This is a genomic window from Priestia sp. ST2 (assembly GCF_055810735.1).
The window spans coordinates 588,729-604,844 of sequence record NZ_JBVVNT010000001.1 but is presented as its reverse complement, the minus strand read 5'-3'; the positions used below and the strand labels follow the sequence as shown (position 1 = coordinate 604,844).

Sequence of the window (16,116 nt, the reverse complement as noted above, 5' to 3'; positions counted from 1 at the left end):
AGAAGTTAAACACATGCTGACAGTCATAAAAAAACGCTACGCTCATAAGTGCACATACGTTCACCTACTCACTAAGATAAAACATTTAACCTTACACATCATACCATAGTTGGACTCAAAATTGGTTATCACAACATTACATTTTAAAAACATTTCATACAAAAATATCATCTACCTGTAAAAAATCGAAAATAAACCGCCAACAAAATCCGGCGTGCACTTGGATTTAAGATGACGGTTTACTTCAGTAGACCATTGCCTACTTGACATTATACAATTTTTTTTAATTAATAGCGAGAATATCTACTAACATTTAACAAAACTCCAACTGCTGCCAGCATGAGCGTCAGCGATGATCCACCGTAACTTAAAAATGGAAGCGTAATTCCCGTAACAGGCATAAGACCTGTTACCACGCCTATATTAATCATGACTTGAATCGCAACCATTGAAATAATTCCTAAGGCTAAAAACGTTCCGTAAAGATCAGGAGCTCCGAGCGCTACTTTAATTCCTCTCCAAAGCAATAAGCTAAACAAAAGCAAAACAAGCGTTCCCCCGATGAAACCGAGCTCTTCTGCCAGAATAGCAAAAATAAAATCAGTTTGAGGCTCCGGCAAATAAAAGAACTTTTGTCTACTTTGCCCTAACCCTAATCCAAGCAATCCCCCTGGCCCAATTGCATAAAGAGATTGAATGATTTGAAACCCGCTTCCAAGCGGATCTTCCCAAGGATTTAAAAATGAAGTGATACGTTTAATCCGATAAGGAGCCGATAAAACAAGCCCTACAAAACCGGCAACGCCAAGCAACCCAAGACCTGCAAAGTGACTTACTTTTGCTCCTGAAACAAAAATCATGACTAAACAAGTTCCAACAAGCACCGTTCCCGTTCCTAAATCCGGCTGCATCATAATAATGCCAAACGGTAAGAAAACCAGTAATAACGCCGGTAACATGCCTTTTCTAAAAGATGTAATTTTCTTCTGGTTTTCTGATAAATATTTCGCTAAAAATATAATCATAGCAAACTTCATAAATTCTGAAGGCTGAATCGAAAACGCTCCAACTCCTATCCAACTTTGCGACCCATTCCGTACTAGCCCTACTCCCGGAATCAATACAAGTACCAGCATAACAAAGCAAATGATTACAATTGGCTTCGCCCACGTACGCCACATCCAATAATCAATATTCATGATGACAAACATCGCGCATACTCCAAGCCCTGCAAATAAGAGCTGGCGTTTAGCAAAGAAAAAAGAATCATTAAACTTGTATGTAGCCCATACCGCACTTGCGCTGTATACCATGATAAGGCCGATGGTTAGCAAGGAAAGCGTAACGATTATGAGAAAAAAATCTGGGGTAGACCTTTTTGTCGACACTGTCACACACCTCTAAAAATAGATTAGGGCTAGTGTATTTTCTAGGTGTTTAGACAAGCCCTTATTTCAGTTTATGCACAGATTCAATAAAGATGTCACCACGTTCTTCAAAAGTTTTAAATTGATCCCAGCTTGCACAAGCAGGAGATAATAAAATAACATCTTCTTCATCTGAACAAGCATATGCTTCTGAAACTGCTTGTTTAACATTATCGACACGTTTTACAATTTGTATTCCCGCTTCTTTTGCTACGCGTTCAATTTTAGGAGCCGTTTCACCAAATGTAATCACAGCTTTCACATTTTTAAACTCTTCTTTTAAATCATCAAACTCATTGCCGCGATCGAGTCCACCTGCAAGTAGAATCGTCGGCTGCGAAAAAGCGGAAAGAGCTACTTTTGTAGCAAGCATATTCGTAGCTTTAGAGTCATTATAAAACTTACGTTTGTTGATTGTCGTGACATATTGAACGCGATGTTTAACACCAGCAAACGTTGTGAGCACGCGGTAGATAGCTTCATTTGAACAGCCGTACAGCTTCACAACGGATACAGCTGCTAAAATGTTTTCTTGATTATGTTTGCCTGGCAGCACCACATCTTTTAAGGACATCACTTCTTCATCTTTAAAGAAAATCGTTTCGTTTTTAATATACGCTCCTTCTGTCGTTTGAGCTGTAACAGAAAAAGGTACTTTTGTCGCTTTAACATCTGCACTAGCTTTCATCACTAGCTCATCATCCGCATTAATAACGGCAAAGTCTTCACTTGTTTGATTGTTAAAGAGATTTGCTTTCGCTTTGATATATTCCTCTTTTGTGCCATGATAGTCTAAGTGAGCATCAAACAAATTCAATAATAAAGAGATTCTCGGACGGAATTTTTCAATTCCCATCAGCTGAAAAGAAGAAAGCTCCGTTACAATTACATTGTCCTTTGTTGCTTTTTGCGCCACTTCACAAGCTACTGTTCCAATATTTCCAGCAATCAGCGGCTGCTTTTGATCTTCTTCTAACATTTTATAAATTAGCGTTGTTGTTGTTGTCTTCCCATTGCTTCCCGTAATTCCGATAAAAGGCGCTTCGCTAATTTCATAAGCCAATTCTACCTCTGTTAAAATCGGAATATTTCGCTTTAATGCTTCTTGCAATAGAACATTTGAATACGGAATCCCAGGGTTTTTTACAATAACATCCGCTTTGTCTAAAAGCTCAAGCGGATGATGTCCACAGACAACTTCAATGCCCGTTTTTTCTAATTCCTGTGCTGCTACGTTCTCTTCGTACGGTTTTTGATCATTAACGACTACTTTAGCACCAAGCTGTTTAACTAACTGAGCAGCTGCTAAACCGCTCTTGGCTAATCCTAAAATAAGTACTTGTTTACCTTGATACGTATTGACTGATTTCATTTAAATCCACACCTCGATATAAATTCCAAGCATTGCAAATAATAGTCCTACAGCCCAAAAAGTCATAACTACGCGCCATTCCGACCAGCCGCTTAGCTCGTAATGGTGATGAAGCGGACTCATTTTAAACACACGTTTTCCTGTTGTTTTGAAAGATGCGACTTGAATAATAACAGATAGTGTTTCAATAACAAACACACCACCGATAATAACAAGCAAGAATTCCATTTTCATTAAGACAGCCACCGTAGCGATAGCTCCTCCTAGCGCTAAAGAACCCGTATCTCCCATAAATACTTTTGCAGGATGGGCATTAAAAACTAAAAATCCTAACACAGCTCCTACTACAGCAACTGAGAAAATAGATAGTTCAAACTGCTCTGCATTCCAAGCAAGAACTGCAAATGCACCAAAAGCAATCGCACTTGTACCAGATACAAGTCCGTCTAATCCATCCGTCAAGTTAACCGCGTTTGAAAAACCAACAAGCCAGATGATGAGGAAAACAACATAAAACCAACCTAAATCAATTGGGTCTTTAATTCCAGGAATCGTCACTTCAGTTGAAAACTCAAACTGTCTTGCAATAAAGTAAAAAATAATTGAAATGACAACCTGACCTAAAAACTTTTGTTTAGATGTTAATCCAAGGTTACGCTTTAACACTACTTTTATAAAATCATCTAAAAATCCTAATAAACCAAATCCGATTGTGACAAATAATAATAGAAACGTCTTATATGTAAGTTCTGCATACTGATTGACCATAATAAGAGTTGCCACAATAATAGATAATAAAATCATGATACCGCCCATTGTAGGTGTACCTGATTTTTTCTGGTGAGATTTCGGGCCTTCATCACGAATACTTTGACCAAACTTTAATCTTCTTAAGAAGGGAATAAAAATCGGCGACAATACAACCGTAATCAAAAAGGCTACGCCGATTGTCAATAAAATTGATTGTTCTAGCACGATGTTCCCTCCTTAACTTCCAACTCATTCCGACTCATTTTGTTCTCTACCCATTTCATTACTACTTTCGCTCCTCAATCATTTTGCGTGCTACTTCTCGATCGTCAAAATCGAATACTTTTTTACCAATAATTTGATAGGTCTCGTGCCCTTTTCCAGCAATGACAATAACATCATCTGCATGCGCTGTTTCCACTGCATAGCGAATAGCTTCTGCACGATCAGCAATCGTCACATAGTTATCTGTATCCAAACCTTCTTCCATATCTTTTAAAATAGCCAATGGATCTTCACTTCGTGGATTATCAGATGTCAAAATAGCTTGTGTACTGTATTCAGCTGCAATTCGAGCCATGATTGGTCGTTTTGTACGATCTCGATCTCCGCCACAACCAACAATAACATATATATTGCGTTTTGCGAATTCTTTTACAGTTTTTAACACGTTCTCTAAGCTGTCCGGCGTGTGGGCATAATCAACGATAACCGTAAAATCTTGCTCCGCATCAACCACTTCAAAACGCCCAGATACGCCTTCTAACACTTTTATTTCCTCGACAATAACTGACAGAGGGATACCTGATACTAAACATGAAGCCGTAGCCGCTAATACGTTGTAGACGCTGAATTTCCCAATAAGCTTCATCTCTACACGAACCGTTTCTGTCGGTGTTGTCAAGTCGAACGTTGTGCCGCTGTTTGTAATTTGAATATTGGTTGCACGAATATCACTTTCACGGTCAATACCATAGGTAATCACTGTAGCGGCCGTGTTTTTAATATATTCCTCGGTTGCCGCATCATCAGCATTAAGAACAGCAAATTTAGGACGATTATGGTTATAAGCGTTTCCTAACTGTGCAAATAGCAACCCTTTCGCACGACGATAATCTTCCATTGTATGATGATAATCCAGGTGATCTTGCGTTAAGTTACTAAATACCGCAACATCAAAGTCGCACCCGTGTACGCGTCCTAAGTCAAGTGCATGAGATGATACTTCCATCATCGCTACTTCTACATTCTCCTCCACCATTTGGTGAAATGTTTTTTGGAGCGTCAGCGATTCAGGCGTTGTGTTTTTCACATCATAAGACGTATCACCAATACGAATTTCAATCGTTCCAATTAGACCCGTCTTTTTATGTTGTGATTTAAAGATATGCTCAATTAAATGTGTAATCGTTGTTTTTCCATTTGTGCCTGTTACACCAATTAAATGCATTTTTTGTGTAGGCTGATTGTAGAAAGCATCCGCTAGCACTGCCATTGCTCGTTTTGTACTCTTCACGCGTACAACAGGCACTTCTACATCCACAGGCTTTTCTGCTAAGATTGCTACTGCCCCTTTTTCCACAGCCATCTGTGCAAAGTTATGACCATCAACTGTATAGCCGTCTATACAAATGAACAATGCTCCGGGCTTAACTTCTCTTGAATCCATTTCAATTGACGTAATATCAATATTCTGTTCAGGAAGCTGAACAAAATCATGTAAATGTGTTAGTAGTTCTCGTAAATCCATTCCTACCATGTCCTCTCTATTTGTAAAGTGAAACGTTTGTTATAAGACGCTATGGCAACTATTCTTCTTTTTCTAGCACCTAACCTATTACATTTTACAGAAAAAGAAGCCCGGAGGGAACACCCCCAAGGCTTATTTGTTGATTTCATGTTCACACGCAGAGTAACCTGCTGATTATCATGCAAGGAAGAATAATGGTTTATAGAGATTTTTATTTTCCCATATAAATTCTAACCGTTTCGCCTTCTTTAACTTTCGTTCCGGCTGCAGGAGACTGCTTGACCACTTTATCTCCTTCGCCACTCACATCTAATTTTAAATTAAGTAGCTGTTCTTGTAACTCTTTTTTTGACATTCCTACGACATTTGGTACTTTTATCATTGGTGTGTCCAGCCACGTTAACTCTTTTTCAATTTGTCCTTTACGCGGTTTAACGTCCATCACACGCAAGCTGTCTTCAATCATTTTACCTACAATCGGAGCTGCTACAACTCCACCAAATTGAATGGTGCCTTTTGGATTATCAACCGCAACATACACGACAATTTCAGGGTTATCTGCTGGTGCAACACCGATAAAAGAAACGATGTGATTATTTTTTAAATACTTTCCATTTTGAGCTTTCTGCGCCGTACCCGTCTTTCCTCCAACGCGGTACCCTTCCACAAAAGCTCCTTTTCCGCTTCCTTGTGCTACTACACTTTCAAGAGCAAAACGCACTTGCTTAGACGTTTCCTCGGAAATAACTTTTCGCTTAGCAACCGGCTTATGACTGCTTACAACTTTTCCGGTAGTTGGATCCACCCACTCTTTTGCAATATAAGGTTCATAAAGCGTTCCACCGTTTACGGCTGCGGAAACAGCAGCTACTTGTTGAATAGGCGTAACAGCAACCCCTTGCCCAAAAGCTGTTGTAGCTTGTTCAACCGGCCCTACGCGCTCAAGCGGGAACAAAATCCCTTTTGCTTCCCCTTGTAAATCAATACCTGTTTTTTGACCAAAGCCAAATTCTTTAATGTATTTGAACAATTTTTCTTTTCCTAAACGTTCCCCAAGCTCCACAAAACCAGGGTTACATGAGTTTTGTACAACTTCTAAAAAAGACTGCTGTCCATGTCCGCCTTTTTTCCAGCAGCGAAGTCTCGCTCCGCCAACTTCCGCGGCTCCATCGTCGTAAAATTGATCTTTTAGTAAATCCACTTTCTTTTCTTCAAGAGCAGCTGCCAGTGTAATAATCTTAAACGTCGATCCGGGCTCATATACGCTCCAGATTGGAAGATTGCGATTATACACCTCAGGCTTCACATTTTTAAAATCCGTAGGATCAAAGCCCGGACGACTAGACATACCTAAAATTTCACCGTTTTTAGGATTCATGGCAATGGCAATCATACCATCTGGATTATAAGCTGTCTGAGCATTATCCAACTCACGCTCCATGATCGTTTGCACACGTGAATCGATGGTCAATCTCAAATCCAGCCCGTCCACAGGTGCTGTGTAGTCATCGGCTATATTGGGCATCTTTTTACCTTTAGCATCCGAATACAATTTAACTGAACCTTTTTGTCCTTTTAGCTCTTTATCATAATATAATTCAAGGCCTGTTAACCCTTGATTATCTACTCCCGCAAAGCCTAATACATGCGACAAATAACTTCCAAACGGATAGTACCGCTTCGAATCCTCAGCTATATATACGCCTTTTAAATTTAAATTTCGCACTTCATTTGCTTTCGCATGTGAAATTTTTCTTCCTTCAGGACGCAAATACACGCTAGAAGAAGCTTTTGTTATTTGCTCATATACTTTTTCTTTTGATGCTCCCAGCACTTTTGCTAACTTTTCAGCCGTAACAGCTGGATTTTCAACTTGTCTTGGCATAACTAAAACGGTCGGTGCACTTTTATTTGTAGCAAGTGCCACATCATTGCGATCTAGTATCTTTCCTCTTTCAGGTTCAAAAGGAATATTCCGACTCCATAAGTCTTTGGCTTTTTCAGTTAGCGTATCCCCAGTCAGCAACTGTACATATCCAAGCCTTGTATCAATAATCAAAAACACAATAAAACCGACAAACAAAACAATGGCTAGCCTTTTACGAACTGTGACTCCTGATACCCGCATATATTAGAACCTCCTCTGAATCGGCTCGTTCCAATATATGCTTGTACAGGATTCACTAGAACTTAATTTCTAGTCAAGTTGCTTATCGTCTTTTTTACTATCAGACTCACTTTTTTCCGTTTCTTTTAACTTATTTAACGTACTTGAAAATTCTTTAGGCGTTTCAAGTTCTACTTTCAGGTAGGTTCCTGCTTTTAACGGATCGCCTGCCTTAATACTTTGACTTACAACATAACCATTTTCAAGTGCGCTAGGTCGAACGTTGACAAATTCACTAAAGCGTATAACATCACGATGTGAAAAACCTGTTAAATCAGGCATTGTGGCTTTTCCATTTGTCTTAATAAACACGCGTTGACCAGTGACAATGGTATCAGAAGTCGGTGATTGGCTTTCTACCGTATCTCCTTTACCTATTACAACAGGAACAAGTCCTTTTTGTTTTAAGTCTTTCACGGCACTATCAACTGATTCGTTAACGTAAGACTTAAGCGTAATTTCTGAATCTACTTTTTTATCTTCTGTTTTCTTTCCGTCTTCGTCTGTTTTTTCAGGCTCCACCCCTAAGTACTGCAGGCTGTTTTTCATCACCGGATTAAATACGGCTGTAAGCGGCGCAGTACCTGTCTCTTGAGGCGTAAGAGTTGGATTTTTAACGGCTACATAGACAAGCAGCTTTGGATCTTTAGCAGGTGCAAAGCCCATAAAGGAAATGAAATTTTTCCCGTGTCCATGCAAGTAGCCTCCGGTAGGACCAGGAATTTGAGCTGTTCCCGTCTTTCCAGCGACATCGTATCCTTCAATCGCGTAAGGTTTCCCTGTTCCGTCATCAGAAGAAACAACGGTTTCTAAAATATCTAGCGTTTCGTTCGCTGCTTTTTTAGAAATAGGTTGTCCTACTACGGTAGGTTTTGTTTTCTTAATCGTTTTCTTATTTGTTTCATCGACTACTTGTTTAATCACGTAAGGCTTCATCATTTTTCCGTCATTTGCAATCGCAGTAGCCGCTTGAATTTCTTGAATAGGCGTAAAAGCGGACGCCTGTCCAAATGCAGTAGTTACGCGGTCTCTCGGGTACTTCGTCACTAACTTGCTAGAAGCTTCGTTTGGCAAGTCGATTCCCGTTTTATCCATAAAGCCAAACTTGTCCAAGTATTTATACAAACGGTCGGTGCCCAATTTTTCGTTGGCTAAAATGGCTACCGCTACATTTGAAGACCTTTGAATTCCTTCATTAAATGTAATAGCTCCCCAGCCGACTCCGCCGTTGTGATCGTTAATCGGAACGCTGTTTTTCGTTACTTTATAAGATCCCGACTGATAGCGGTCTTCGCCGTTATAGACCCCTGCATCAATCGCGGCTGCTAGCGTAAAGATTTTCATCGTTGAACCAAGTTCATAGCTGTTTTCAACAAACGGATTACGATAAGACGTGATATCACGAATATTTGGGTCAAATGAAGGACGATTTGACATCGCCAAAATTTCACCGGTTTTCGGATTTACTACCGTTGCCATTAGCTCTTCTGGTTTATATTCTTTAGCAGCAGCTGTCATTGCATCCTCTAAAAACGTTTGAATTTTTTCATCAATTGTAAGCGTGACACTGTCTCCATTTTTCGGAGCTACAATTGACTCTTTTGGATCCGGAAGCTTAATTCCATTTTTAGCAGCTTCGTATTTTACATATCCATCTTCTTCAGAAAGCTGCTTATCAAATACTTTTTCAATTCCCATTTTCCCTACGATTTTACCCGTATCATCTTTTTGTGCGTATCCTAAAATACTTGAGGCGAATACACCGTTTGGATAGAAGCGCTTCGAATCGCGTAAAAACGTGATCCCTGGGAGATTTAGTTTTTCAATTTTTTGCTTTAGCACGTTATCAATGTCACGTCCGCCTGGGCCAAGTTCGACTTGGAAGGTACCACGTTTAATTCCTCTCGTTAACATGCTGTCAATTTTCGATTCGTCCATCTTTAATAATGGGGCTAATTTTTCAGCCGTTTTTTCTGGGTCTACTACGTGCTGCGGGTGATCTTTGTCTTTTGTTTGTTTTTTATCTAAGATCGCCACAACCGTATAAGCACCCGTGTCTTGGGCGATTGCTTCTCCGTTTCGATCGTAAATCGTACCGCGCTGTCCTTCAATTTTAGACGTTCGCGTATGCTGTTTTTGTGCAATTTCGGCTAAAGCTTCTCCGTCTGCTTTGCCCGTCGCTTGGATGTAAAAGAACCTGATGGCTAATACAAAAAAGAGCAATGCAAATATTAAAATTAATATTGCTGCTCCTGTACTAATATTGCTATTTTTTCTTGGCGTAGTCATCGCAATTAATCGTTAACGACTTTTACGTTATTTTCATTCAATTTTAGTCCAAGTTCTTTTGCTTTTGTCCAAATACGATCGTATGCACTTAACTCTGTTACCTGTAATTTTAACTCATTGTTTTTTGCCTCTTGCTTGTCAATCTTTCCATCGAGTGATTGCACTTCTTCACTGATGCTATAAAGCGAAGATTGATTTGAAATGATTTGCACAGACCCAAACAGCATGAGTGCGACAAATCCAGAATACACAATTTTTTCACCAACCGTAATTTTTCTTTTTGTCTTTCGAACAACTTGACGTACCGTCTTTTGCTGCTTCTGCTGCTGATCTTGCTCTCTTACTTTGTATGCTACATTGTTCATTCTCGTCCCCTCCTCTTTGATAAAACCCTTTAATTACACTAATTTCTCAACAATTCGAAGCTTTGCCGAACGCGCGCGCTTATTTTCTTCTATCTCTTCTTCTGAAGGTAAAATAGGTTTTCTTGTAATAACTTTCATTTTAGGTTTAAATTCTTCTGGAATAATCGGCAGTCCATGCGGAAGCTGCGGAACCGTGCTTGCATTTTTAAACGCCACTTTACAAATTCGATCTTCAAGTGAGTGGAAGGTAATAACACTTACACGTCCACCTTTTTTGATCACATCCATAGCCTGTTCAATTGCATCTTCAAATACTTGAAGCTCATCATTTACAGCAATTCGAATAGCCTGGAAAATTCGTTTCGCCGGATGTCCACCCGTTCGTCTAGCTGGCGCTGGAATACCATCTTTAATAAGATCAACCAGCTCTAGCGTTGTTTCAATTGGTTTAGACTCTCGATATGCTTCAATCTTGCGGGCAATTTGTTTTGAAAACTTTTCTTCTCCGTATTGGAAAAAGATTTTCACAAGTTTTTCATAAGGCCATTCATTTACTACGTTGTACGCAGAAAACATTGAGTTTTGATCCATGCGCATATCAAGCGGGGCATCATGATGAAAGCTGAACCCTCGCTCTGGTGTATCCAACTGAGGAGACGAGACTCCGAGGTCAAATAATACTCCGTCTACTTCTTCAATTCCGTGTTCCATTAGCTGCTCTTTTAAATAGCGAAAATTACTTTTGATTAGAATAACTCTGTCTAGATACGGGGCCAATTTCTCTTTTGCATTTGCAAGAGCGACATCGTCTTGATCAAACGCAATTAATTTCCCTTTTTCTGATAGCTGTTTTACGATATATTCACTATGACCTGCTCCGCCAAGCGTGCAGTCGACATATACTCCATCCGGCTTAATATTTAAGCCTTCCGCTGCTTCTTTAAGCAAAACAGTTGTGTGATTAAACATTATGACACCTACTTCTTTCTAAACTACTTAGTTATGTATACAAAAAGCAAAAAACGGTGTTTTTCTTTGATATATATACACGTTTATATTATATATCAAAGTTCAACATTATTTCAGCTATTTATATAAGAATTAAGTAGAATTTTGTCTTTTTGTCACAAATAGTGTCATTTTGTTAAAGGTAGGACATATTCGTAGAATAAAATGTAAGGAATATAAGGTTTTTTTGCACAATTAGAAATAAATACCTTATAAGGATTCAATTGGTTAACATTCACCTTGTAGACTTTTTCTCTTTTCCAAAATAAAAATCCTGCTTTTCAGCAGGATTTTATTAGACATAACAGACTTTTAACTGGTGATTTAATTCGACTTCAGCACTTAGTAAATCTGACACAAATTGCATACCATAACCATTTAAATAATACATAATATTCCACATTCGTTCTTGTGGAGCATTGTAGGGACGAAGAGCAAGTTCAATTTGAGCATATTTTGAATGCTTCACATCGTGCTTAATTAGCTGTTTGGATTCGACAATCTTTTGAATGGTTTCAAACTGCTTTTGAATAATCGCTCGATTTTTAAGCATGACTTCATCAAATGTTTTGTCTTCTTTTTGAATATTTTCACGAAGAGTTTTATGAATTTTTTCGAAATCTTCTTTCGCTTTTTCAAAATACATTTCGTATGGGTTGTGAACTTCTGTCTTAAGCCAGTGCTCCCTCTCTGCATCTACACCTTCGTTCACTACGTTCGAAAGGTCTAACTGAAGTTCATCCATATACTTCTCGATATGTCTTTCTACGATTGCATAGGATAACCTAGGGACCACGGGAGGCATTTTAAAGCTAAATAAAGAAAATGCTTTTTCAAGCTCTGCCCAATACGCTACTTCCCCCGGACCTGCAATAAACGCAAGGGTAGGAAGTAAGTACTCCTGCATAAGAGGTCTAGTCACAACGTTGTTACTAAGAAGCTCAGGCGTTTGTTTAGCAATTTGAACCAGCTCTTCTTTAGACAGCGCGAGTTCATTTTGCTTTCCAACAAACTGCTCTTGTTCTGCATCTCTTTCTAAAAGTACTCTGTTTTCATTGTGTGAATAAAAGAGATGAGCCGTTTCTTCTCCCACTTCAATCATTCGTCCGTATTGTTTTTGAATCTCAGTTTGCTGTTCCATAACGGCTGACGATAATTTGTCATTTTGTTCAATTAACGTCACAAAGAAAGAAGATTCAATGCTGCGCACTTCTTTAGAAGCTGCATCCATTAAAATAAGACCTGACTCTGCGAACATTGTGGTAACCAAATGAGCAAAGAAATCGACATAGGTACGTGATTTATCTAACGCTTCTAAAACAAAGTGTAATACCTGGTTTGTATGGGCCGTTTCATTAAACGTTTGAAATACATCACGAACCCAGCTTCTACAGGCCTCATGGTCTAGTTCAATTTGAGAAACCATTTGCTTTTTCTTTAAAGAATGCTTTAGCGTTTTCTTTAAAAGCTGGTTTTTATGCTCTGTGTATACATGGTTGATCTCAGCAAAATCATGATCTTCTCCAGCAATCCAAAATACCGGAAGCACGGGCACGTTTAAAGCTTCCTCTTGTTGTTTAGCTAGGAGCACAATTGAAATCACTTTATGAATGGTGTACAAAGGACCGGTAAGCAGCCCCGCTTGCTGACCTCCAACGACCACTACGCTGTTAGGATCTTTTAGCTTTTCAATATTTTCAATCGTCTTAGAAGATGCTCCGTAGCGCTTATTAAAATCAAGCAGATACTCAGCAAGCTGTTCTCTTGGATAAGACTGCTTTTGAACATCCGCTAAACGTTTTTCATATACGTCTTTTTCGTGTATATTATAATGAAAAAAGGAAAGTGCTTGCTTTTCACCTTTTATGTAATCGTTCGTTAGTTTGTTTCCCGCCTTTAAAGAGACGTCTGTAATCTCCATGAAAGAACTTCCTTTCTTTTCCTAATACTTATATTCTCTACATATAGCTTCATTATCCATAATGTAACTGCCCACGTCTAGTAACATGCTTTACAGAGAGGAAATACGAAAAGCGATTCCACCTATATTTAATACAATATGTGCAATAAGAAACAAAACAAAATTCATCCGAAAGAACCCTTTCGCGATAAGCTTCATTTCTAAGTCATGTTTGACTTTCCAATGTACAAACATCATAATCATTGCTACAACTAAAAGGACTAACGCAATCAACCACAAAAAAGAGTGCCCGAAAATTTCCACTGCTGCATAATGCACGGACAAAATAAGAAAAACCGTAGTAATGTACGTTGCTATGTGGACAGATTTCCTTTTATTTTTCGTCAGTTTGCGTAAAAGCATGTATAGAATAAAAAAACCAACGAGCGGCAGAGTGACAAACGTCGCAAAAACTCCAGCAATAAAACTTCCCATGTTAATCACCCTTTTCTTCTTCGATTCCTTTTATTGACCCATATAAAAAGTCAACAATAGGCGTCGACGTTCTTTTTTCAGCAGCTTGTGTTTGAATATAGCCTAAAATAGCATCAATTTCTGTTTGCCGCCCCTTCTGTATATCTTTTAGCATAGAAGATTGATTTGTACTCGTGCGCGAACAAACCCCCAGCGCATTTTCCCAATAATTAAAAGCTGAATCCAGTTTTAACACAGCGGCAATCTCTTCAAACAATAGACGCATCGTTTTATAAAAGTAGCCGTTATGAATCAGCTGCCCATTTTTTACCCCATACAGCGCCGTAAGAGGATTGATAAGCGCATTTACAACTAATTTCTTCACCAGCATCGCATACCAATCTGTTTCAATCACCCAAGGAAAATTCACAATTGGCAAGATAGACTCCATTTCTCCTCTGTATGAAGCAATACGGGTTGTTCCTATTCCTGTATGATGGACGCTATCCATATTTGTACGCATTGCCCCGTGTTCAACTGTACCCAAATAGAGAGTGCTCTGGGGGAGATTTTTAAGAATTTCAATATGGCTCATACCGTTTTGGATAAACAAAAGGGGAGTATGTATAGTAAGGGTTTTGATAAAAGGAATAATCTCTTTTAAATGATACTGTTTTACAGTAATAATGATTAGATCTGCTTCTTTTATGTTTTTTTCCAGAGGGATAGCACTCACTTTTTTAGTGTGATGTTCCCCTTGTCTATGTAAGGTAATTCCATTATCGTTAATACACTTTGCTTGAGTTTTTGTTTTCGTATACAAGGTTACATCATAACAATCTGATAAATACGCGCTAAACAACAGACCTAATGATCCGCCTCCAATAATACCTATAGTTTTCATCGTATTTTTTGTTCCTCTTTCCATTATTGAGTTTCATTTTAGCAAAAAAATGCTTTGAATTAAATGCATTCTTAAAATTTTACCTATTCATATAGCCCGTGTGATTAAAAATCACCGGGCTTATTGTAAATTATTTAGAGTGATCCCGTTTTTTTCTATTATACGGGATACACCGGATGTTTACGACGGCTAAAGGTCACATTCTTTGTTTCATATAATCGAAAGCGGTCAATTAAAGTTCGACGCAGTTCGTTAGCAGGAACGATGTCGTCAATAATAAGTTCAGAAGCCAGCGTATAGATATCGATGTGTTCTTTATACTCCTGCTGTTTCTGTTTAACAAACATAAACCGCTCTTTCGGATCTTCAATTTCATTAATTTTATTAGAATAGACGGCATTTACTGCCGCTTCAGGACCCATTACGGCAATTTGAGCAGTAGGTAATGCAAGGCAGCAATCCGGTTCAAAAGCTGGACCAGCCATAGCGTAAAGCCCTGCGCCATAAGCTTTGCGCATGACCACGGAAATTTTAGGAACTGTAGCTGAACTCATCGCTGCAATCAATTTTGCACCATGTCTAATGATGCCTGCTCTTTCTACTTTGGTTCCAATCATAAATCCAGGTACATCCGCTAAAAATAGCAAAGGAATATGGAAGGCATCGCACAGTTGAATAAATTTTGCTCCTTTATCTGCTGAATCTACAAACAGCACTCCTCCTTTGACCTTCGGCTGATTGGCAATAATCCCTACTACTTTTCCATCTATTCGTGCAAGCCCTGTTACCAATTCGGCGGCAAACAGTTTTTTCACTTCAAAGAAGCTCCCTTCGTCAATAAGGGTATCAATTGCTTCATAGATATCAAATGGAACATTTTGATTCTCCGGAATTAGTTCTACTAAATCCTTTGTCTGCTTAGGCTCTTTAGCTTTTTGTACTTTAGGCTTCTCTTGATAGTTTTGTGGAAAGTAGGTTAAATAAGATTTGGCATAGGAAATAGCTTCTTCTTCAGAATAAGCTAACACATCTCCACATCCGCTAACGCTGCAGTGCATATGTGCTCCTCCCATTTCTTCTAGCGTAACCTTTTCTCCAATAACAGCTTCGGCCATACGCGGCGAACCTAAGTACATAGAAGCGTTTCCATCTACCATCACAACAATATCACAAAATGCAGGGATATATGCTCCTCCAGCTGCTGACGGACCGAAGAGCAAACAAATTTGAGGAATGACGCCGGAAAGTTTTACTTGATTGTGAAAGATCCGTCCAGCTCCTCGGCGGTTTGGAAACATATCTAATTGATCCGTAATACGCGCTCCTGCAGAATCCACTAGGTAGAGCAAAGGCACATGCAGTTTTTCTGCTACTTCTTGAATCCGAATAATTTTCTCTACTGTTCTGGCCCCCCAAGACCCTGCTTTTACAGTAGAGTCATTAGCCATTACACAAACCGTTTCACCGTTTACTTTCCCAATTGCAGTTACAACACCGTCTGCCGGCAATCCTTCAGCTTTATTATTTGCAAACATGCCGTCTTCTTCATATTTCCCGTCATCAAATAAAAGGGCTAAACGATCTCTTACAAAAAGCTTCTGTTGTTTTGCAAGTTTCTCTTTGTACTTCTCCGCGTTGCCACGCTCTACTTTTTGACGATTTTCATCATATTTTTTCTGAGATTCACCTGTATGTATCATGATATCTCTC

General features: G+C 39.0%; 12 protein-coding genes. All 12 read right to left on the bottom strand.

Going from position 1 to position 16,116, the window contains the following annotated elements:
• Positions 1 to 287: 287 nt before the first annotated feature.
• Complete coding sequence (spoVE, locus tag AC0KUU_RS03125; RefSeq protein ID WP_013058959.1) at positions 288 to 1,388, bottom strand: stage V sporulation protein E; 1,101 nt, start codon at positions 1,386 to 1,388, stop codon at positions 288 to 290.
• Between the two features lie 61 nt (positions 1,389 to 1,449).
• Positions 1,450 to 2,799 carry a UDP-N-acetylmuramoyl-L-alanine--D-glutamate ligase gene (murD, locus tag AC0KUU_RS03120; protein ID WP_043976413.1) on the bottom strand — a complete coding sequence of 450 codons (1,350 nt, stop codon included), beginning with the start codon at positions 2,797 to 2,799 and terminating at the stop codon, positions 1,450 to 1,452.
• Entirely contained in the window at positions 2,800 to 3,774 is a 975-nt protein-coding gene (gene mraY, locus AC0KUU_RS03115; protein ID WP_013058961.1) for a phospho-N-acetylmuramoyl-pentapeptide-transferase, read from the bottom strand.
• A 61-nt stretch (positions 3,775 to 3,835) separates the two neighbouring features.
• The gene (locus AC0KUU_RS03110) at positions 3,836 to 5,299 is read right to left on the bottom strand and encodes a UDP-N-acetylmuramoyl-L-alanyl-D-glutamate--2,6-diaminopimelate ligase (protein ID WP_043976716.1); all 1,464 of its coding nucleotides are present in this window, start codon (positions 5,297 to 5,299) and stop codon (positions 3,836 to 3,838) included.
• Between the two features lie 211 nt (positions 5,300 to 5,510).
• Positions 5,511 to 7,427 (bottom strand): stage V sporulation protein D, encoded by a 1,917-nt coding sequence (locus tag AC0KUU_RS03105; protein WP_013084856.1) that lies wholly within the window; start codon positions 7,425 to 7,427, stop codon positions 5,511 to 5,513.
• A gap of 69 nt (positions 7,428 to 7,496) precedes the next feature.
• Entirely contained in the window at positions 7,497 to 9,755 is a 2,259-nt protein-coding gene (locus tag AC0KUU_RS03100) for a penicillin-binding protein (RefSeq protein ID WP_016765447.1), read from the bottom strand.
• Between the two features lie 5 nt (positions 9,756 to 9,760).
• Positions 9,761 to 10,120 (bottom strand): cell division protein FtsL, encoded by a 360-nt coding sequence (gene ftsL / locus AC0KUU_RS03095; protein WP_013058965.1) that lies wholly within the window; start codon positions 10,118 to 10,120, stop codon positions 9,761 to 9,763.
• Positions 10,121 to 10,153: 33 nt separating this feature from the next.
• Complete coding sequence (gene rsmH, locus AC0KUU_RS03090; RefSeq protein WP_013084858.1) at positions 10,154 to 11,089, bottom strand: 16S rRNA (cytosine(1402)-N(4))-methyltransferase RsmH; 936 nt, start codon at positions 11,087 to 11,089, stop codon at positions 10,154 to 10,156.
• A 334-nt stretch (positions 11,090 to 11,423) separates the two neighbouring features.
• Positions 11,424 to 13,049 carry a bacillithiol biosynthesis cysteine-adding enzyme BshC gene (gene bshC / locus AC0KUU_RS03085; RefSeq protein WP_034649136.1) on the bottom strand — a complete coding sequence of 542 codons (1,626 nt, stop codon included), beginning with the start codon at positions 13,047 to 13,049 and terminating at the stop codon, positions 11,424 to 11,426.
• A gap of 90 nt (positions 13,050 to 13,139) precedes the next feature.
• A complete protein-coding gene (locus AC0KUU_RS03080) occupies positions 13,140 to 13,523 on the bottom strand; it encodes a DUF3397 domain-containing protein (protein WP_013058968.1) in 384 nt (127 codons plus the stop codon).
• 1 nt (position 13,524) lies between these two features.
• Positions 13,525 to 14,406, bottom strand: a complete 882-nt coding sequence (locus AC0KUU_RS03075) for a 2-dehydropantoate 2-reductase (protein WP_043976715.1) — start codon at positions 14,404 to 14,406, stop codon at positions 13,525 to 13,527.
• Between the two features lie 158 nt (positions 14,407 to 14,564).
• Positions 14,565 to 16,106: an acyl-CoA carboxylase subunit beta gene (locus tag AC0KUU_RS03070; RefSeq protein WP_013084862.1), complete on the bottom strand. Its 1,542-nt coding sequence runs from the start codon at positions 16,104 to 16,106 to the stop codon at positions 14,565 to 14,567.
• Positions 16,107 to 16,116: the final 10 nt, after the last annotated feature.

Coding starts and splice junctions, on each gene's coding strand:
- murD (WP_043976413.1), bottom strand. CDS start 2,799: ATGAAATCAGTCAATACGTATCAAGGTAAACAAGTACTTATTTTAGGA.
- AC0KUU_RS03110 (WP_043976716.1), bottom strand. CDS start 5,299: ATGGATTTACGAGAACTACTAACACATTTACATGATTTTGTTCAGCTT.
- AC0KUU_RS03105 (WP_013084856.1), bottom strand. CDS start 7,427: ATGCGGGTATCAGGAGTCACAGTTCGTAAAAGGCTAGCCATTGTTTTG.
- AC0KUU_RS03100 (WP_016765447.1), bottom strand. CDS start 9,755: ATGACTACGCCAAGAAAAAATAGCAATATTAGTACAGGAGCAGCAATA.
- ftsL (WP_013058965.1), bottom strand. CDS start 10,120: ATGAACAATGTAGCATACAAAGTAAGAGAGCAAGATCAGCAGCAGAAG.
- rsmH (WP_013084858.1), bottom strand. CDS start 11,089: ATGTTTAATCACACAACTGTTTTGCTTAAAGAAGCAGCGGAAGGCTTA.
- bshC (WP_034649136.1), bottom strand. CDS start 13,049: ATGGAGATTACAGACGTCTCTTTAAAGGCGGGAAACAAACTAACGAAC.
- AC0KUU_RS03080 (WP_013058968.1), bottom strand. CDS start 13,523: ATGGGAAGTTTTATTGCTGGAGTTTTTGCGACGTTTGTCACTCTGCCG.
- AC0KUU_RS03075 (WP_043976715.1), bottom strand. CDS start 14,406: ATGAAAACTATAGGTATTATTGGAGGCGGATCATTAGGTCTGTTGTTT.
- AC0KUU_RS03070 (WP_013084862.1), bottom strand. CDS start 16,106: ATGATACATACAGGTGAATCTCAGAAAAAATATGATGAAAATCGTCAA.